Raw genomic sequence first — 18,177 nt, forward strand, 5'->3', positions numbered from 1 at the left:
GAACGAGTTCCGGGCGCTGGACCTGAAGCGGGTCAAGGGGCTGCTGAAGGCGCCGGTGATGGTCGACCTGCGCAACATCTACAACCCGGCCGACATGGCCAAGGCCGGATTCGACTACACCAGCATCGGCCGCCCCCACACCGCCCCGAACGCAGCGGTTCCACGCGCAGAGTGAGCCGCGCACCCCGGACGCTAAAGGCGGACGCAACGGCAGCGGAGACACCATGGGTACCCTACGCGGCTACGACAAGCGCATCATGGTGACCGGCGGGGCCGGTTTCCTGGGGTCGCACCTGTGCGAGCGCCTGCTCGCCGACGGGCACGACGTGCTGTGCGTCGACAACTACTTCACCGGGTCACGCCACAACATCGCGCACCTGTTGAACAACACACGCTTCGAGGCGATGCGGCACGATGTGACGTTCCCGCTCTATGTGGAGGTGGACGAGATCTACAACCTCGCCTGCCCGGCGTCTCCCGTGCACTACCAGTTCGACCCGGTGCAGACGACCAAGACGTCGGTGCATGGCGCCATCAACGTGCTGGGTCTGGCGAAGCGGCTGGGTGCCCGCATCCTGCAGGCCTCCACCAGCGAGGTGTACGGCGACCCCACCGTGCACCCGCAGCCGGAGGAGTACTGGGGCAACGTCAACCCGATCGGCCCGCGCGCCTGCTACGACGAGGGCAAGCGCTGCGCCGAGACACTGTTCTTCGACTACCACCGCCAGCACGGGCTGCCGATCAAGGTGGTGCGCATCTTCAACACCTACGGGCCGCGCATGCACCCCAACGACGGGCGCGTGGTGTCCAACTTCATCATGCAGGCCCTGAAGGGCGAGCCGATCACCATCTACGGCGAGGGGCAGCAGACGCGCGCCTTCTGCTACGTCGACGACCTGATCGAAGGCTTCGTCCGCTTCATGGGCACGCCGGAGCAGCACACCGGCCCGCTGAACCTCGGCAACCCCGGTGAGTTCACCATGCTGGAACTGGCGGAGAAGGTCATCCGCCTGACCGGCACCTCCTCCAAGATCGTCCACAAGCCGCTGCCGCAGGACGACCCCAAGCAGCGCCGCCCTGACATCGCCAAGGCCAAGTCCCTGCTGGGCTGGGAGCCGAAGGTGCCGCTGGACGACGGTCTGGAGCGCACCATCGCCTACTTCCGCTCGCGCTTCCTGTAGGCGGAAGCGGCCGCCCTCACCACGGCGGCGGGCCCGGCTCCCCATAGAGCCAGCCCGCCGCCGTGGCGCCCAGCATGCCGGACACGATGACGTACATGTGGCTGGCCACCTGCGAGGCGACCTCCGCCCCCGGCCCGGCCGCGATGTGATGCGGCGGGATGCCCAGCGGGCCGCGCAGCAGGTTGCCCGCCGCGACGCCGCCGAACGCGCCCAGCGTCAGCGCCATGACATAGCCGTAGTCGTGTCGCTCGCCGGTGATCCAGTCATAGACGGCGGTGCCGGCCACCGCGGCCGCGCCGCCCGCGACGGCGGCGGTCGCGTGGGCGCCGAGCGTCGCCAGCGATGTCTCCGCGGGAACCGTCACCAGCCCGATCGCCGCGTAGGTCCAGCCACCGGTCAGCGCGCCGATACCCAGCGCCAGCGCATTGATGCCGACAAGGCCGGCCGCCGTTCCCAGCCCCAGCGCATAGGGCGGCTGGTTGGACGACGGCTTCACCGTCAGGACGTTGACCGGCTGTACGGTAACAGTAACGGGTTCGGCGCTGGCCGGCTGGCACGCCAGCAGCGCCGCGACGACGAGGCCGAGCCCCCGCCGCGTCACGGCGAGACGACGCGGATGACCGGCTTCGGCCGGCCATAGGCCCAGTCCGCCGCCCAGGCGCCCAGCACGCCGGCGGTGACGACGTACACGCGGCTGGCCGCCTGCGCCGCGGCGGACGCGGTGACGCCCACGGCCTCCGCCCCCGCGCCCGCGTAGTACGGCAGCGTGCCCAGCGATCCGCCCAGCAGGTTGCCGGCGGCCACGCCGCCCAAGGCACCCAGCGCCAGCGCGCCGACGTAGCCGTAGTCGTGCCGCTCGCCTGTGACGGCGTCGTAGGCGGCGGTGCCGGCCACGGCGCCCGCACCACCCGACAGGGCGGCGATCAGGCGGCTGCCCAGCGCCGTCTCGTACGGGACGGCGGCCAGCGCCCCGCCGGCCAGCGGCACGGTGCCCAGCCCGGCGGTCAGCACGTTGAAGGCGGCGATGCCGACGATGGCGCCCGCACCGGTGGCCAGCGCCGTCTTCGAGATGGGCCAGTCGTCGTCGCCGCCCTGGCCCGCGCTTTCGGCGGCGGTGTAGCCGAGCAGGCCGCCGATCACCGCGCTGGTGCCGGCATAGACGCGGCTCATGGCCACCGACATCTCGGCGGGAACCAGGGCGCCGCTGACATAGGCCCAGCCGCCGGGCAGCGCGCCCAGCCCCAGGGCCGCGATGTTGAAGCCGATGATGCCCACGGCGGCACCCAGGCCGGCGGCGAACGGCGCGTAATCGAACGTGCCGGCGGGCTTGGCCGCCGCCTGCGGCGTGGTGGCCGACTCCAGTGGCACGGAGAGCGCCGGTGCCTTCGCGGCACCGCCGGGCGTCAGCACGCCTTGCGCGTGGACGGCCAGAGGTTGGCAGGCCAGCAGCGCCGCTACGGAAACACCCAGAACACGCCGCCCCGGAACACAACGCATCGACCCGCACCACAATCCGAATGAGGTAGGCCGATCGTGCCCAGGCACGGCGCTCCCGTCAACCGGGACGGCTGTGACCAGTGGCACTTATCCCAGTTCTGCGGCGCGCAGCCAGTCCCAGGCGCGGCTCAGCCCGTCCCGCCACTCCGTGCGCGGCTCCCAGCCCAGGTCGCGGCAGGCGCGGGCGATGTCCAGCACGCTGACCGGCACGTCGACCGGTCGCCCCTCGTGGAACACCGTCTCCAGCGGGCGGCCGACGACGGCGCCCAGGTCGTCGATGATCTCCGTCAGGCTGCGCCCGACGCCGCTGCCGATGTTGAACAGCCGTTCGGTCCCCTGGTGCACGGCGGCCTTCTCCAACGCCTCCACCACGTCGTCGACGTAGACGTAGTCGCGCACCACGTCCCCCCGGCCCCACACTTCCAGCGGCTGCCGGGCCAGAGCGCGGCGCAGGAAGGCGGCGATCACCCCCTGGCGCTTGTGCGCGGTCTGGTAGGGGCCGAAGGGGTTGGCGACGCGCAGGATGCGGTGGTCGAGCCCGTGCAGGTGCCGGTACAGCCCCAGGTACTTCTCCACCGCCAGCTTGCCGATGCCGTAGGAGGTGATGGGGTCGGTGGCCGCCGTCTCCGGCGTCGGCACCTGGGACGGGATGCCGTAGACGGTGCCGCCCGACGACACGAAGACCACCCGCCCCACCGTGCCGGCGCGGCACATCTCCAAAAGCGCCAGCGTGCCGGCGACGTTGACCTGCAGGTCGTGCACGGTGTCCAGGTTGGCGCTGGCCGGCGTGGTGGCGCTGATCAGGTGGAAGACGACGTCGCAGCCCTCCACGGCATAGGCCAGTTCCGTGGTGTCGGTGAAGGCGCCGTCGTACCACTCCACCCCCTTCAGCGCGTCCGGGAACGGCCGGCTGCGGCCGAAGGCGCGCAGTTCGCCCACGCGGCCGCGCAGGTGACGGCACAGGTTGGTGCCGATGAAGCCGCCGCCGCCGAGGACGACGCATTTGAGGTTCCGCATGGTCCTTGTCCCGCACACGGCCGGTCCGGCCGGAGCAATCCCCTCTACCAGTCCCGCCAGCGCCGGTCTATAAGAACGCGCCCCAAGCCCCCTCCCCCGCAGCCGAATCCCCGCCCCATGCTCGACACCCTGAAGCCGATCGTGCGCCGGCTCCTCGCCGGGATGCCCGGCGGCGCGTCGCTGGAACGGCCGCTGCGCCGCCTGTACCGCACGCTGGCGCACCCGGCCCCGGCCTCCCTGCCCGCCGTACCGGTGGATTCGGCGCTCCGCCCGCCCGCCATCGGCATCGTGTCGCCATCCGACGATCCCGGCCTGGGCGTGCGGCTCGCCGCGGCCGCGCCGGGCCTGCTGGTGGTGCTGCCGGCCATCGGCGGCGCGGCGACGGCCGGCTGCGCATACGTTTATGCCCCCCGCTCCGCCCGCGCGGCGTTGAGCGCCACCCATCTGCAGAACGTGCTGCTGGGTCTTGCGCAACTGCCGGCGGACTTCGCGCTGGTCACGCGTTCGCTGGAAGAGGCGCCGGCCCTCGCGCTGGCCGGCGAGTTGCGCGACCAGGCGGTGTTCGCCGCCGAGGCCGCCGCGGTGTTCCTCGACGGCGCCGCCCCGGCGCGTCCGCTGACCGGCCGGCTGCTGCGCCTGCTGCCCGCACCGGACGGCGTGCCGGTGGCCGTGACCACGCTGGACGCCGTCCTGGGCCACGCCGCCCCGCAGGCGGCGGATGCGTGGATCGGCCTGGGCGGCCCGCCGTCCGTGCCGGCGCCCCGCGCCGGGGCGGGGCAGCCGCTGCCCCTGCCGCGCCCGGAGGGCGACAAGCCCCTCGTGCTCGTGCTGCCGATCTTCCTCGCCGTGGGCGGCGTCGAGCGCAACACGATCGAGATCATGAAGGCGCTGAAGGACCGCTGGAACTTCCTGGTGGTCACCAGCGAGCGCCTTGCCGCCCGCCAGGGCAGCCTGCACCATCAGACCGCCGGGGTGGCGCCCATCTTCGATCTGGCCGAGCTGTCGGAAAACCCGCACCATCTGGCGCTGCTGGCGTCGCTGGCGCGCGGGGTGAAGCCGGACGTGGTGTGGATCTGCAACGGCTCGCCCTGGCTGGTGCAGCACGCGGCGGCGTTGCGCGACCTGTTCGACGGCGTGCCGATCATCGACCAGCAGGTCTACGACACCGAGGTGGGCTGGATCGAACACTACCCTGATCCCGGCATCCAGTCCTTCGATCGCTTCATCGCCATCAACCGCCGCATCCGCGACACGTTCACCGGCCGTCTGGGCATGGACCCGGCGCGCATCGACCTGATCTACTCCGCCATCGACGCACGCCGCTTCGACAAGCCGGAACCGGACGAGGCCGAACGCGCCCGCCTGTCGGCCCTGACCGGCATCCCCACGGACCGCCGCGCCTTCGCCTTCATTGGCCGCCTGACCGACCAGAAGGAGCCGCTGAACTTCCTGGACCTCGCCCGCCGCGCCAGGGCGGAAGGCTCGCCCGACCGCTACGTTCTGATCGGTGACGGCGAGCTGGCCGGGGCGTGCGAGGCGTTCATCGCCGAACACGGCCTGGACAACGTGCAGCGCATTCCCTTCTGTAACGACCTGACGCAGGTCTACCCGCTGTTGTCCGGCATGATCGTGTCGTCCAAGTTCGAGGGACTGCCGATCGCCATGCTGGAGGCGCTGGCCATGGGCGTGCCGGTATTGGCCACCGACACCGGCGACATCCGCGTGGTGCTGGAGGAATACGGCAGCGGCCTGGTGGTGGTGCCGTGCGACGTGGCGGCGCTGGCCGACGGCTGGACGCGCTGGCTGGCCGACCTTCCCGCCTATCGGGAGCGCGCCCGGACAGCGGCCCCGGCCGTGCGCACGCGCTTTTCCACCACCACCATCGCCGGCCAGTACGAGGAGTGCTGGCGCCGGGCCATGGCGGACCGCGGAACTTCGCGCTAGAGTCCGCCCCGCATTCCCAGACAGGACCGCCTGCCGTGCCGCACAAGGACGCCGAACCGCTCGCCGCCGCCTCCTTCGCCCTCAGCGCGTCGCTGCTGCGCCGGCTCGTTTCGACCGGCGTCCTGTCGCACGCCGACGCCCGTGCGACCGTCGAGTCCGCGTTGTTCCAACTCCGCCGGCTGTATGGCGTGAGCCCGGACGACGCGACCGCCCCGAACCTCGACGCCATCGACGTCGACGCGCTGCTCGAAGCCGCCCCCGAAGGCGATGCCGAGCGCGTGCTCCTGGACCTGCTGCGCACCCTCCCGCCCCCGCCGACGCAGGAATAGAGCCGGCACAGGAATAGACGCGGGCGGCGCCGGCCCGGCGGACGGGCATTAGGCGATCCTCAACCATTGCGCCGCTATGGCTTTCGCTGGATGCAGCGAGGGCACGGGGCGGGGCGATGGCTTACAAGGTTACGGTCACCTACGACGACACCGCGCTGCCCTATGGCACGCCGGTGATGACCGCCGGCATCACCGCCGCCGTCGACAGCATCGTCAAGCATTACAACACCTCCGCCAGCATCGACGTGCTGGTCAAGGTGGAGGACCTGGGCGAGACCGTTCTGGCGACCGGGGTCGCCGACGCGTCGGTGTACCTGCGCACCTACGTGCAGGGCGCGGAGATGCTGCTCAAGAACGCCGCGAGCACGCCGTACGCGTCCCTGCTGAAGCAGGCGCAGGGCGCGTCGTACCCGGTCCACCAGTCCGGCGCCGCGTTCGAGATCGTCACCGGCACCGACCCCAACGGCGACGCCCCGGACATAACCCTTTCCATCAGCCAGACGGCGCTGACCACCGGCAACCTGTTCTGGTTCGACCCGACGCCGCAGGACCCCACCCCGGCCTACACCCCGCTGGTGCCGGCCGACCAGTACGACTTCTACGACGTCGTCCGGCACGAGGTGGGGCACGCGCTGGGCATCGCCAGCACGCGCGACCTCGTGTACGGCGTGCCCGCCGGCGGCATCATGACGGGCTTCGACCGCTGGATGAGCTTCATCGGCGCCCAGCCCTCGCCGCTGCCCTACTTCTCCGGGCCCAGCACGCTGGCGGTGTACGGCAACCCGCTTCCCCTGGTCGACGGCGACTACACGCACTACTTCGCCGGCACCGGCCTGCGCGACGGCCTGTTCAGCAACACCGTGGAACTGGGCACGCGCGGCGCCTTCACGGCGCTGGACTTCGCGCTTCTGCGCGACGTCGGCCTGATCGACGCGGCCTCGATGACGACGGGCACGGAGGCCAACGATTCGCTGGCCGGCACGCCGCTGGAGGACGTCATTTCCGGGGCCGGTGGCAACGACACCCTCCTCGGCGGCGGCGGCAAGGACGTGCTGGCCGGCGGCCACGGCAACGACAGCCTGTCCGGCGACGCGGTCGGCCTGTCGGCCGCCGACGTGCTGGTCGGCGACGGCGGGCACGACCGCATCGACGGCGGTGGCGGCAACGACTGGATCGACGGCGGGCCCGACAACGACACCATCCTGGGCACGACGGGCGCGGACACGCTGTTCGGCGGCGCCGGCGCCGATTCCATCTACGGCGACTTCCTCGCCGACCGCACCAACACCATGAACACCGGCCTGCCGGCGGACGCCACGCACGTCGACGTCATCGACGGCGGGGCCGGCGACGACTGGATCAACGGCGGCGCCGGCGCCGACATGATCAGCGGCGGGACCGGCGCCGACATCTTCGCCTTCGCCGATCCCAGCGAAAGCAAGCCCACCGTCCGTGACGTCATCGCCGACTATCGCGGCGACCTGAAGGAGGTGTTCGCCGCCGACGGCACGCGCACCATCGAGTTCCTCTCGGTCGGCGGCGCCAAGGCGGTGCTGATTCCCGGCCAGGACATCGTCGATTTCCGCGGCACCAACGCGCACACCCAGCGCGACCGCATCGACCTGACGGAGATGGACGCCGACAGCCTGAAGATCGGCAAGCAAGCGTTCGTCTTCATCGATCAGGCCGCCTTCACCGCCGTGGGGCAGGTGCGCTGGTCGGTCGAGGGCGCCTCCATCATCGTGGAAGGCAACGTCAACACCGACCTCGCCGCCGACTTCGCCGTCGAGCTGCGGGGCATCGCCAGCACCTACACCATGACGGCGGCCGATTTCATCCTCGGCGTCGATTCCGCGCGGGGGGCGGCCCCGGTGATCGGCGTGAAGGCCGGTGGTGCTGCGGCGCCGGAGGGCATCGTGCTCGACCTTGCCGCCCGCACGGCGGCCGACGGCCGGGGTGCGGCGGTGGCGGTCCCCTACGCGCCGAACGCGGTCGGCACGTTTCACGGCGACCGCATGACGGGCGACGGCGCCGGCAACACGCTGTGGGGCGACGACGGCGACGACACCGTGTACGGCAACGAGGGCAACGACACCCTGTCCGGCGGCTACGGCCAGGACCAGCTGTCGGGCGGGATCGGCACCGACGTGCTGTACGGCAATGCCGATTCCGACCGGCTGTCCGGCAACCGCGGCAACGACACCGCCTTCGGCGGTTCGGGCCACGACATCCTGTACGGCAATTTCGACAGCGACGTGCTGTACGGCAACACCGGCCGCGACACGCTGTTCGGCGGATCGGGCGACGACGCGCTGTTCGGCGGGCTGGAGGCCGACCAGCTGTTCGGCGGGGCGGGCAGCGACACGCTGCACGGCAACCGTGGCAACGACACGCTGTGGGGCGGCGACGGGGCGGACCGCTTCGTCATCGGGTCCGGTGGCGGCGCCGACGTGATCGCGGATTTCAGTGCCGGCGGCGGCGACCGCATCGCCATCACGGCCGGCATGTCCTGGCAGCTGGGCCAGGATTCGTCGGGCAGCGCGGTGCTGACGCTGGCCAGCGGCCACACGGTCACGGTGCTCGGCGTCTCCGGCGCGCAGTTCAACGCCGGCTGGATTGTCGCGGCCTGAGAAAAGGGCTCGACGCGGCCCCGGGGTGCCGAAGCACCCCGGGTGGTCGCACGAACGATCAGACCGCCTGCAGGTAGGCCGGGTCGAGCTGGCCGTGGCGGAACGGGATCCAGTCCTTGTGGTCCGGCCGGTAGTACAGGCCGTACGGATTCTTGAAGAAGATCTTCTGCATCGGCTGGCCGCCCTCGCGCGCGGTGCGCTCGTGATCCACCAGCGGCGACGGGGCGAAGATCTTCTCCCAGAGCTCGGTGTTGTCCACCTCGCGCCCGGCGTTCTTGACGTAGTCGCGAGCGGCGTCGCTCAGCTGCCACGCCTCCTCGACCATCGCGTAGTAGTCCACGGTACCTTCTGCCATGATCTCGTTCCTCGAAAGATGGGCGTCACAGGTTTAGCGCGAAGACGCGCCGGAGCAAAGCGATTCGATGCCGGCGCCCGGCCTCAGCCCCGCAGCCCCCTGCCCCGGAGCAGCCGCATGGCCACGCGCACGGGTGCGGAGACCTTCCACGACGTCGAACGGTAGATCCCCTCGATGCGCGCGTGGAGCGCGTCGCGCTGCGCGGTGAGCGAGTGGACGTCGGCCATCGCCGCCATGTGATCGGCCCGCGCCCGGTCCCGCTCGGCCAACGTCTCGGCGTAGGCGCCCCGCGCGGCATCCGCCTCGGCGCGCGCCGCGGCCTGGTCGGCGCGGGCGGCAGCCTGTTCGGCGCGGGCGGCGTCGCGTTCGGCCGCGGCGGCCGTAAGCAGTGCCGTGATCTCCTCCGGCGCCAGCGCCCGCAGGTCGGCGGCCAGTTGGCCGCCGCCGCGCAGCGCGGCAAGGCGTTCGGCCGGCACCGGCAGCTCGATCCAGGCATGCCCGTCGACGTTCACCCACAGCGGCCGGCCGGCCGGGCCGGGCTGAAAGGACAGATTGCCGCGCGGCTGCGCGCGCAGCGCCGCCTCGCCGGCTTCCAGGCGCCACAGTTCGTGCCCCTGCGCGTCGAACAGGCGCAACGCCACCACGTCGAACGGCCCGACGCGCTCGCCGACGTCGAAACGCACGGCCTGTGGCGGTTCCGCCTGCGGCGGCAGTGCCAGTTCGACCCTTTGCGGCACCGGCGCCAGCGCCAGCGGCGCCACGGCCGCCGGTGGTTCGGCGTAGTGCGGCCCCAGGCGGACGTACGCCTTGATTCGGCCCATGGGTGCGGCCGGCAGGGCCACCCGCGCGTCGCGCGCGGCGTTCAGGGCCAGCGGAACCTCCCGCCCCTTCCCTTCCAGCATGGCTTCCAGCATGCGCCGCGCCGCCGGCAGCCCGGCCGGCATCACCCAGCCGTCGGCGCCCAGCGGAAAGGCGTTGGCCGGAAAGGCCGGCACGTCGACGAGGCGCGGCACCTTCAGCCCCTCGGCGATGGCGTAGGGCAGCGACGGCGCGCCGACGAAGGCCCGCGCCCCGGCGATCAGCCGCGCCAGTTCCATCCCATCCTTCGCCGTGATCAGTTCCCCGGCGATGCCGGCGTAGACGGCGGCATCCTCCGGCAGCCCGACCATGACCACGGGGCCGAGGCCCTTCAGCAGGGCCGCGAAGAACTCGCACGGCTGATGGCGGTAGCGCGGCGTCAGCGACAGCACGATGGGCGCGTCGGCGCGCCGCTCCACCGGTTCCGGCAGGTGCAGGAAGGGCTGCGCCCCGTTGACCCGCACGCCGGCGGCGCGCGCGTGCGCGTCCACGAGGTGCAGGCGGTCGAGCGGCTGCAGGCGGAAGCGGTCGAGCACGTGGTCGACGCCCAGTGCCCCGGCCGGGACGTGTTCCAGCGGCAAGCCCTCGCTCAGCACCACGCTGCGCGCCCGCGCGCCGAACCCGGGGGAGAGGCGCACCGGCACCTCCGCCACGTCCACCTGCCGCAGGCCGGGTTGCGCCAGCAGCAGCGGCACCAGGAACTCCGCCATGCCGGGGCCGAGCACGCGGCCGCCGACGCCGGGGTCGCGGCAGGCGTTCAGCACCAGGCGTTGCGTCCTCAAGGCGGCGAGCGTGGGCAGGGCATAGATGATGTCGCCCATGTTGCCGCTGTGCACGGCGCTTGGCACCCCGTCCGGGGCGGCGCCATGGCGGCTGCGCACGGTCAGCATGGCGCTCACAGCCCCCGCGCCTTCAGCGCGGCGTCCAGCGCCGCCAGCCATTCCGCCCGCTGCGCCCGCTTCCAGTTGATCAGGTCGGGCATGGTGCCGGCAAGGTTCAGGCCCGCCACCACGTCGTCCAGCGTCGCGATCTCCGCCGTGAAGACAAACGGCAGCGGTGCCGCCCCATCCAGCAGCACCGCCGGCTTCAGCAGCGCGTTGGCGAGCACCGCGGTCTCGGCGTCCGCCGTCACCACCAGATCGTGCTGCGCCATCAGGTCCAGCCACGCATCGTCGCCGGCCGCGGCGCGCACGGCGATGCCGTCCAGCGCCGGCCACGCGAGGAAGGTCGCCGCCGACCGCGTGCCCAGGGTGACGGCGGCGCGGCGGGCCAGCCCGCCGGCCAGCGCCACGACGGCGTCGGCGGTCAGCGTTCCACCGGGCTCCACCGCCACCAGGATGCGCTCCAGCGCCCGGCCCGGCGCCTCCGGCAGCGGACGAAAGAGGCGTGGTGGCGCCAGATCCGGGGCCAGGCGCAGAGTCTTTCCACCGGCACCTGCGCCGTTCAGGTTGGCGCCGTTCAGGTCGATCACCAGGTCGGCGCGGCGAATGGCCTCGTCCGTCGCCGTGCCGTCGCCGCGAATCACGTTCCAGGGGACCGACGGCCGGGCGTCGGCGGCCAGCGCTTCGATACCGGCGGCGTCCGCCGGATCCGCGGCGAGGACGAGGAGCGTGCGTGCGGGCGTCATGCGTCACCTAAGACCCTGGAGGCGCGGTCACCCGCCGAACGACGGGCGCCCACGCAGGATTTGCATCAGGCGGCCGATCCAGCCCCCTGGCGATGTTGCCGAAAACCGCGCGTGCAGGCGCTGCACGTGATCGGGCGCCTCGGCGCGGAACTGCGCGTCGTCGGCGGCGTTGTGGCGCAACGCCGGGGTGAGGAAGGCGTCGATCTCCGCCCCGTGCGCCGCCATGCCGCCCAGCAGCGCCGGGAAGTCCAGCGCCTTCAAGGCCCGCCCGACGGAGCCGCGCCAATCGGCCAGCAGCGCCTCGTAGCGCAGGAAGACGCGCGGATGCCCGCGGCTGTACAGCTCGGCCTCGGCCATGTGGCGGTACCACAGCTCGTAGGAGCGGTCCAGGGTCATGCCGTCGCGCTTGGCCAGCGACCGCGCCACCTCGTAGGGATGGCGGCTGGTCACGACGAAGACCGGGCGGGCCCCGACCTCGGCGAACAGCGGCAGCCACAGCGGCAGCAGCCGGCACATCCGCGGGTCCTTCATCCCCCAGTCGCCGGGCCGGTCGAAGTCGTGGCGCAGCACCTCGACGATCTCGCGCGCCAGCTCCCGCACCTCCGGCCGTTCGGTCCAGCCGACGGGCAGCGGGGCCGGGTCGCTCCAGTGCGAATCCAGCGCGCGCAGCGTGCGCTCGTGGATCGGCACGATGCTGTTGTGCTCCCAGAAGCCCATCTCGTTGGACCCCTCCTCCGGCGGCATCAGGTTGCTGCCGAAGTCGAGACCCAGCTTGTGGAAGGTGCCGGCCAGCGCCGACGTGCCGCTGCGGTGCATCCCCAGCACCACCAGGGCACGGTTGTTCACCGTGGAGGTCACGCGGCGGCGGCCGGAACCGTGCTGGCCGGCGGGTAGCCGAATCGGCGCAGCGCCTCGCCGCTCACCTCTTCCAGCTCGCGGACGGTGTCCTCGGTCAGGTGGCGCTGCCAGCGGTAGAGCGACGGCGGCTTCTCCAGGACGGACGCGGCGTCGGCCGCCCGCGCCGGATCGATGCCGAGGCGGCGCAGCAGGTCGGCCGTGGTCTCCACCGGGGTGGTGACGAGATCCTCCAAGCGCAGCCGGACGTAGCGCTCGCCCAGCACGCGCTCGCCCCATTCTGCCGCACCCAGGTTGGCGCGGCCCCACAGCGCGCACGAGGCGACGGGCACCTCCTCCTCGCTGGCCGTCTTGCCGAACATGGCGTGGTAGTGCTTCCTGAACTGCCACTGGTTGGTGGAGATCGCCATGTCGCGGCCGTCGCGCACGACGTGCACGAAGACCACCTCCGGGAACACCGCGTGGATCAGCGGCAGGATGTACATGGAGCGCGGGTTCTTCCAGCCCCACATCGTGCCGTCGCGCGGCCGGTCCTTCAGATAGACGCGGATCTGGTTCTTCAGCCGCGCGATGGCCGGCTCGCGCAGGCGCGGCGACAGGCGGCCGACGTCGTAGTCGAGCGAGTGCGTCTCGTCGAGGATCTGGTTGATCAGCTCGTCGAGCAGCGGTTCGTAGTCCATCGCGTCGCCGACGTTGTTGACGTTGGCGCCCATGAACACCCCGGCGCGCTCCAGCACGGCGCGCACGGCGCGCGTGCCGGACCCGCCGGTGGCGCCGATGACGATGGGGCGGCACAGCCGGTCGCGGCCGAGACGGTGGGCGACGGCCTGGCCGATCGCGGTGGGCAGCAGGAACGCGGACGGACGGATCACGATACGAAACCTGGAAATCGTAAAACGGTGGGGCGGCGCGGCTATTGATGCCAGAGCGTTGCCGCTCCTGGCAACGGCTTTGGCCGCGCCCCCGTGTATTCCCTCAGGTGTATTCCCTCAGGTTCCGGTGACGAACCAGTCGGACGTCACGGTCGCCCTGGCGACGCCGACCAGCGTCACCGATCCGCCGCCGGTGAACGAAACGACCGTCCCGGTGGTGATCGAACTGAGCGTGTACGTCAGGCCGGCGGTGATCTGGATGCGGTCGCCGTCGTTGAACGCGAAGTCGGTGATCACGTCGTCGCCCTGGCCGGCGCCGAAGGCGAAGCGGTCGCCATCGGCAAAGCCCGTCAGCGTATCGTTGCCGGCGTTGCCGAACAGCACGTCCGCGCCGACATCGCCGTACATCTGGTCGGCGCCCTGGCCGCCGTACAGCGTGTCGTTTCCGGACCCGCCGCGCAGGGTGTCGTCGCCGTTGTTGCCGAACACCAGGTCCTCGCCGTCGTCGCCGTGCACGGCGTCGTTGTCCTGGCCACCGAACAGGGTGTCGGCGCCGCCTTCGCCCAGCAGCTGGTCGGCGCCCTGGTTGCCGTACAGCACGTCGTTTCCTTCGCCCCCCGACAGGGTGTCGGCTTCCATCTCGCCGGTCAGCACGTCGTTGCCGCCCCCGCCGGAGAGCGCGTCGGTGCCCTGGCCGCCGAACAGCGTGTCGGCGCCCCCCTCGCCCGCCAGCGCGTCGGCGTCGGCGTGGCCGTACAGCAGGTCGTTGCCGTCGCCGCCCCACACCGCGTCGGCGTCCTGGCCGCCGAACAGCGTGTCGTTCCCCTCTCCGCCGTACAACAGGTCGGCACCGCGGTGGCCATAGAGTATGTCGGACCCGAGTCCGCCGGAGAGCGAATCGTTGCCCGCTCCGCCGAGGATCAGGTCGTTGTCCGCCCCGCCGTCCACGATGTCGTTGCCGGCCCCGGCGCCGCCGTCCAGGCTGTCGCGCCCGGCACCGCCGGCAAGGGTGTCGTCCGCCGGGCCGGCGATCAGGGTGTCGTCACCGGTGAAGGCGGTGGCGTTCAGCTTGATGTTCGTCGTGATGAAGGCGGCGGCGCTGACGGTGACGCCGATGGTGCTGTTGGCGGTCAGCGTGAAAGTGGACCCGGCGGTGCCGATGCCCGCCGGCAGAGTCACCACGTGCGCCGCGTTGGTGTTGATCTGCAGCGCCGCGTACCCGGTGATGGTGGTGAGCGACGCCGCGGTGAGGGCCCCGCCGGTGATCACCAGCGTGTCGGAGCCGGCACCGGACGTGATGCTGGTTGCCGTCGTGCTCACCGTCGCCATGCTGTCCGTCCTTCGCACCATCATCCCGACGGCCGCCGGACCTCCGGCGCCGCCCGCCATGGGCATTACCGCAAGTTGGTAAACAAGGGCTGAAAATACCCGGGCACCCCGCCCGCGCGTCCATGATTTCCCGGTGTCCGAGCCGCCGCCGGCGGGCCACTCGGTCAGATCGCCTCTCCTCTACGGCGACTCTCCGCCGCAAGCGTCACCACTTGCCGTGAATCTGTGAGCTTACGGCAACAAACCTGTCCGGTCGGACGATGAATTGCACGCCATTGGGGAATTCCCCTTTGCGGTGGGTGGTGTTTGAGGTACATAGGCGGAAAGTTTTTGCCGACCTAAAGGAGTTATCCCCATGGCCACTGTTGCCGGCGGTATCATTGACAGCAACAAGACCATTTCGCAGGTCCACAAGGACGTGATCTCGAACATTCTGGATCACATCAACGCGTCCGAGCAGGCCCTGCAGCGGGTGACGCTCCCCACCACCGCGGGCCAGACCACCGCCACGGTGACGCTGTCGACCTCGACCAACAGGGTCATCATCGACAACACCAGCAACGTTCCGGTTCAGGTCAGCGGCTCGACCGGCGGTGACCTCGTGATCGCCGGCGGCGGCAACGCGACGCTCGACGGCGGCGGCGGCAACGACTCGCAGTTCGGCGGCGGCGGTTCCGACTCGATCATCGGCGGCGAGGGTGACGACCTGAACTACGGCGGCGCCGGCAACGACGTGGTCGGCGGCGGCGTCGGCAACGACGTGCTGTTCGGCGAGTTGGGCAACGACACGGTGTCGAGCACGACCGGCAACGACACCATGTTCGGCGGCCAGGGCAACGACGTGGTCTTCGGCGGCCAGGACCAGGACGTCCTGTACGGCAACCTGCACAACGACGTGCTCTACGGCGAGGTCGGCAACGACGTCCTCTACGGCAACCAGGGCAGCGACGTTCTGTTCGGCGGCCAGGGTGCCGACTCGATCTTCGGCGGCCAGGGCGACGACGTGATCTACGGCGGCGCCGGCAACGACGTGCTGGGTGGTGGCCTGGGCAACGACACCTTCGTCATCTCCTCGACCGGCGGCCAGGACGTGGTGCTCGACTTTACCTCGGGTGACCGCATCCAGCTCGCCCGCAACATCAACGGCCTCACGCTCAACCAGGCGTCGGACGTCGTGTCGCACCTGTCGCAGGACCCGTCGGGCAACGTGGTCCTCAGCCTCGGCACCGGCAACTCGGTCACGCTGACGCTCAAGGGCCTGACGCTGGCGAACCTGCAGAGCGACCCGAGCCGGTACTTCATCGTCAGCTGATCACCGTTTTCGAACATGGGAGAGAGCCGTTCCTTGCTGTAAGGAAGCGGCTCTCTCCTTTTTTGTTGGCTACGATTCCGTGACGATGCCCGAATCCGCCTCCCCGTCCGAGGACGAAGCCGCCGCGCTGGGATCCGTGCGTGTCGTGCGCCTGTCCTCGGCCGTTGCCGCCATCATCGTCCAGGCCGCGCAGCCGATCACCGGCCCGCTCGCGCCGGTCCTCGACGGGCAGCCGCTCAAGCGCCCACACCTGATTTCCCGGTTCGACCGCGCAGCCGGCGGCGGACACCGGGCGCTCGTCATCGCGCGCGTCCCGGCGCTGTCGGGTGGCGGCGTGCTCGCGCTGACCGATACCGGCGGCGCGGTGGTGGCGCGGGCGACGATCACCCCATCCGGCGCGGACGGCGTTGCCCCCCTGGTGGAACTGCTGCGCGACCTCGACCCGCGCGACTTCGCGCGGACGCTCAAGTCGCTGCTCGACGGCGCCGCCGCGCTGTTCCAGCAGCAGGCCGATCCGGACTATGTGATGGCCTGCCGGGCCCTGCTCGACGCGCTCTTCCCCCCGCCCGGCACGCCGGCGGCCATGGTGGCGGCGGCGCCCGGCTATGTGCACTGCCGGGGGGCGCTGCCCCTCGGCATCGGCGCCATCGAGACGGCCGTCGTCCTCGGCACGGCACGGCTCTGGCGCAACCCGTTCGAACCGGCGGTGCGCGCCGGCGCTGCCGGGGCGTTGGCCTTCGACCTTCTGGTCGGCCTTGCCGAGTCCGGCCGCCCACCCGCCGCCCTGGTGCTGTTCGGCGAGGCCGGCGTGTGCTGCCGGCGCATTCCACCCGCGGCGCCACGCCGGCTCGTCGACTGGCTGTCCGACGGGCGGGCCGGCCCGTCCCGCGAGACGCGCCAGTACGTGCTGCGTGCGTTGGGCGCCGAAGCGGTGCGGAACCAGACCGCCGCCGCCGTGCTGCGCGAGGCGCAGCTCGGCGCGCCGGTGGCGCCGCGCGAGGTCCGCAACCCCGCCGACCCGGTCGGCGCCGGCATCGACCTGGCGCTCGGCCACGGCGCCGGGGGGCTGTTCGTCAAAGGCTGGCTGCGCGATCCCTACGGCGCGGTCGAGCGCATCGTGGCCGTGGCACCCGACGGCGCCCGCCGCACGCTGGACGCGCCTTTCGCGCGTTTCCCGCGGCCCGACGTGGAGCAGGCGTACGCCGGTAGCCCGCACCCGCTGAGCGACGCCAACATCGGATTCGCGACCTTCCTGCCCGGCGACGCGCCCGCCTATCCCGTGTTCCAGTACCGGTTCGAGGTGGTCTTGCGCTCCGGCCGGGTGCTGGACGTGGCTCCGCCGTTGCGGGCCGCGACGCCGCGCCAGGGGCGTGACGACGTGCTGGGCGCGGTGCCGCAGTCGCGGCTGACCCCGCACGTGATCGAGGAGACGCTGGCCACCCCGGTCGCGTCGCTGCAGCGCGCCGTTCTGGCGGAGAAGCGCGCGCCCGAGGTGATCGCCATCGGCACGCCCACCGACGGGCCGGCCGTGTCACTGGTCATCCCGCTGTACCGCAACCTGGACTACCTGCGTTTCCAGTTCGGGGCCTTCGCGCTCGACCCCGCCATGGCCGGGGCCGAGCTGATCTACGTGCTCGATTCGCCCGAGCAGCGCGATCAGGTTGAGCACATCCTGCGCATGCTCGTGCGCCTCTACGCCCTGCCCGCCACGCTGGTGGTGATGAGCGGCAACTTCGGCTTCTCCTCGGCCTGCAACGCCGGGGCCGCGGCGGCGCGGTCCGACGCGCTGCTGTTCGTGAATTCCGACGTGGTGCCGGTGGCGCCCGGCTGGATGGCGCCGCTGCAGGCCACGGTGGCGGCGCACAGCCACATCGCCATGGCCGGGCCGAAGCTGCTGTTCGACGACGATTCGCTCCAGCACGCCGGCCTCTACTTCGACCGCGACGTGCAGGGCCGCTGGTACAACCACCACTACCACAAGGGCTACCCGCGCGAATACCCGGCGGCCTGCGTCGCCCGTCTGGTGCCGGGCGTGACCGCCGCCACCATGCTGGTGCGGCGCGCGGTCTTCGAATCCCTCGGCGGCTTCGACGAGGAGTACGTGGTCGGCGACTTCGAGGATTCCGACCTGTGCCTCAAGGTGCGGGCGGCCGGGCACGAGATCGCCTACGTGCCGGAATCGGCGCTCTACCACTACGAACGCCAGTCGATCGAGCTGCACCCCGGCTACACGCAGACGGCGGCCAACCTCTACAACCAGTGGCGGCACGACCGCCGCTGGCGCGACCTGATGGGCGCGGTGATGGCGCGTCCCTACCCTGCCCTTGCCGAGCTTGCCGCCGACCTCGCCCCGTTGCCCGCCGAGTAAGCC

15 protein-coding genes are annotated in these 18,177 nt (G+C 71.6%); 6 read left to right on the forward strand and 9 right to left on the reverse strand.

Annotated elements, in window-relative coordinates; translation table 11 throughout:
- The first annotated feature begins 224 nt into the window (after positions 1-224).
- On the forward strand, positions 225-1,181 hold the full coding sequence (locus VED21_RS28545) for a UDP-glucuronic acid decarboxylase family protein (protein WP_324888501.1): 957 nt from the start codon (positions 225-227) through the stop codon (positions 1,179-1,181).
- Positions 1,182-1,197: 16 nt separating this feature from the next.
- On the opposite strand, the gene VED21_RS28550 is transcribed toward VED21_RS28545, so the two are convergent.
- From VED21_RS28550 to VED21_RS28560, 3 genes are all read right to left on the reverse strand, one after another.
- Complete coding sequence (locus tag VED21_RS28550) at positions 1,198-1,782, reverse strand: hypothetical protein (RefSeq protein WP_324888503.1); 585 nt, start codon at positions 1,780-1,782, stop codon at positions 1,198-1,200.
- Positions 1,779-2,678, reverse strand: coding sequence for a hypothetical protein (locus tag VED21_RS28555; protein ID WP_324888504.1), 900 nt, complete (start codon positions 2,676-2,678; stop codon positions 1,779-1,781). The genes VED21_RS28550 and VED21_RS28555 overlap by 4 nt, the downstream gene beginning before the upstream one ends.
- Positions 2,679-2,765: 87 nt before the next feature.
- Positions 2,766-3,695 (reverse strand): NAD-dependent epimerase/dehydratase family protein, encoded by a 930-nt coding sequence (locus tag VED21_RS28560; RefSeq protein ID WP_324888507.1) that lies wholly within the window; start codon positions 3,693-3,695, stop codon positions 2,766-2,768.
- 117 nt (positions 3,696-3,812) lie between these two features.
- On the opposite strand from VED21_RS28560, the gene VED21_RS28565 reads away from it, so the two are divergent.
- The 3 genes from VED21_RS28565 to VED21_RS28575 all read left to right on the forward strand — a co-directional run bounded on the left by VED21_RS28565 (position 3,813) and on the right by VED21_RS28575 (position 8,598).
- Entirely contained in the window at positions 3,813-5,639 is a 1,827-nt protein-coding gene (locus tag VED21_RS28565; protein ID WP_324888509.1) for a glycosyltransferase family 4 protein, read from the forward strand.
- Between the two features lie 35 nt (positions 5,640-5,674).
- On the forward strand, positions 5,675-5,968 hold the full coding sequence (locus VED21_RS28570) for a hypothetical protein (protein ID WP_324888511.1): 294 nt from the start codon (positions 5,675-5,677) through the stop codon (positions 5,966-5,968).
- A 116-nt stretch (positions 5,969-6,084) separates the two neighbouring features.
- Positions 6,085-8,598: a hypothetical protein gene (locus tag VED21_RS28575; RefSeq protein WP_324888513.1), complete on the forward strand. Its 2,514-nt coding sequence runs from the start codon at positions 6,085-6,087 to the stop codon at positions 8,596-8,598.
- Positions 8,599-8,656: 58 nt separating this feature from the next.
- Here VED21_RS28575 and VED21_RS28580 read toward each other — a convergent pair whose 3' ends face one another.
- From VED21_RS28580 to VED21_RS28605, 6 genes are all read right to left on the reverse strand, one after another.
- A complete protein-coding gene (locus tag VED21_RS28580) occupies positions 8,657-8,953 on the reverse strand; it encodes a hypothetical protein (RefSeq protein ID WP_324888515.1) in 297 nt (98 codons plus the stop codon).
- Positions 8,954-9,036: 83 nt separating this feature from the next.
- On the reverse strand, positions 9,037-10,710 hold the full coding sequence (locus VED21_RS28585) for a hypothetical protein (RefSeq protein WP_324888517.1): 1,674 nt from the start codon (positions 10,708-10,710) through the stop codon (positions 9,037-9,039).
- Positions 10,707-11,438 (reverse strand): hypothetical protein, encoded by a 732-nt coding sequence (locus tag VED21_RS28590; protein ID WP_324888519.1) that lies wholly within the window; start codon positions 11,436-11,438, stop codon positions 10,707-10,709. The genes VED21_RS28585 and VED21_RS28590 overlap by 4 nt, the downstream gene beginning before the upstream one ends.
- A 27-nt stretch (positions 11,439-11,465) precedes the next feature.
- Positions 11,466-12,296, reverse strand: coding sequence for a hypothetical protein (locus VED21_RS28595; protein ID WP_324888521.1), 831 nt, complete (start codon positions 12,294-12,296; stop codon positions 11,466-11,468).
- Positions 12,293-13,165 carry a sulfotransferase gene (locus VED21_RS28600; RefSeq protein WP_324888523.1) on the reverse strand — a complete coding sequence of 291 codons (873 nt, stop codon included), beginning with the start codon at positions 13,163-13,165 and terminating at the stop codon, positions 12,293-12,295. The genes VED21_RS28595 and VED21_RS28600 overlap by 4 nt, the downstream gene beginning before the upstream one ends.
- 117 nt (positions 13,166-13,282) lie before the next feature.
- Positions 13,283-14,494 (reverse strand): calcium-binding protein, encoded by a 1,212-nt coding sequence (locus VED21_RS28605; RefSeq protein ID WP_324888525.1) that lies wholly within the window; start codon positions 14,492-14,494, stop codon positions 13,283-13,285.
- Between the two features lie 355 nt (positions 14,495-14,849).
- On the opposite strand from VED21_RS28605, the gene VED21_RS28610 reads away from it, so the two are divergent.
- Positions 14,850-15,806: a calcium-binding protein gene (locus VED21_RS28610; protein ID WP_324888527.1), complete on the forward strand. Its 957-nt coding sequence runs from the start codon at positions 14,850-14,852 to the stop codon at positions 15,804-15,806.
- Positions 15,807-15,891: 85 nt separating this feature from the next.
- The gene (locus tag VED21_RS28615) at positions 15,892-18,174 is read left to right on the forward strand and encodes a glycosyltransferase (protein WP_324888529.1); all 2,283 of its coding nucleotides are present in this window, start codon (positions 15,892-15,894) and stop codon (positions 18,172-18,174) included.
- The last annotated feature ends 3 nt before the right edge of the window (positions 18,175-18,177 follow it).

The sequence above is a fragment of the Azospirillum sp. genome (assembly GCF_035627195.1).
GTDB lineage: Bacteria > Pseudomonadota > Alphaproteobacteria > Azospirillales > Azospirillaceae > Azospirillum.

What these genes read in the sequence shown, in the direction of transcription:
- VED21_RS28555 (WP_324888504.1), bottom strand. Translation starts at nt 2,678, where the DNA reads ATGCGTTGTGTTCCGGGGCGGCGTGTTCTGGGTGTTTCCGTAGCGGCG.
- VED21_RS28565 (WP_324888509.1), top strand. Translation starts at nt 3,813, where the DNA reads ATGCTCGACACCCTGAAGCCGATCGTGCGCCGGCTCCTCGCCGGGATG.
- VED21_RS28560 (WP_324888507.1), bottom strand. Translation starts at nt 3,695, where the DNA reads ATGCGGAACCTCAAATGCGTCGTCCTCGGCGGCGGCGGCTTCATCGGC.
- VED21_RS28575 (WP_324888513.1), top strand. Translation starts at nt 6,085, where the DNA reads ATGGCTTACAAGGTTACGGTCACCTACGACGACACCGCGCTGCCCTAT.
- VED21_RS28605 (WP_324888525.1), bottom strand. Translation starts at nt 14,494, where the DNA reads ATGGCGACGGTGAGCACGACGGCAACCAGCATCACGTCCGGTGCCGGC.
- VED21_RS28590 (WP_324888519.1), bottom strand. Translation starts at nt 11,438, where the DNA reads ATGACGCCCGCACGCACGCTCCTCGTCCTCGCCGCGGATCCGGCGGAC.
- VED21_RS28545 (WP_324888501.1), top strand. Translation starts at nt 225, where the DNA reads ATGGGTACCCTACGCGGCTACGACAAGCGCATCATGGTGACCGGCGGG.
- VED21_RS28615 (WP_324888529.1), top strand. Translation starts at nt 15,892, where the DNA reads ATGCCCGAATCCGCCTCCCCGTCCGAGGACGAAGCCGCCGCGCTGGGA.
- VED21_RS28610 (WP_324888527.1), top strand. Translation starts at nt 14,850, where the DNA reads ATGGCCACTGTTGCCGGCGGTATCATTGACAGCAACAAGACCATTTCG.
- VED21_RS28580 (WP_324888515.1), bottom strand. Translation starts at nt 8,953, where the DNA reads ATGGCAGAAGGTACCGTGGACTACTACGCGATGGTCGAGGAGGCGTGG.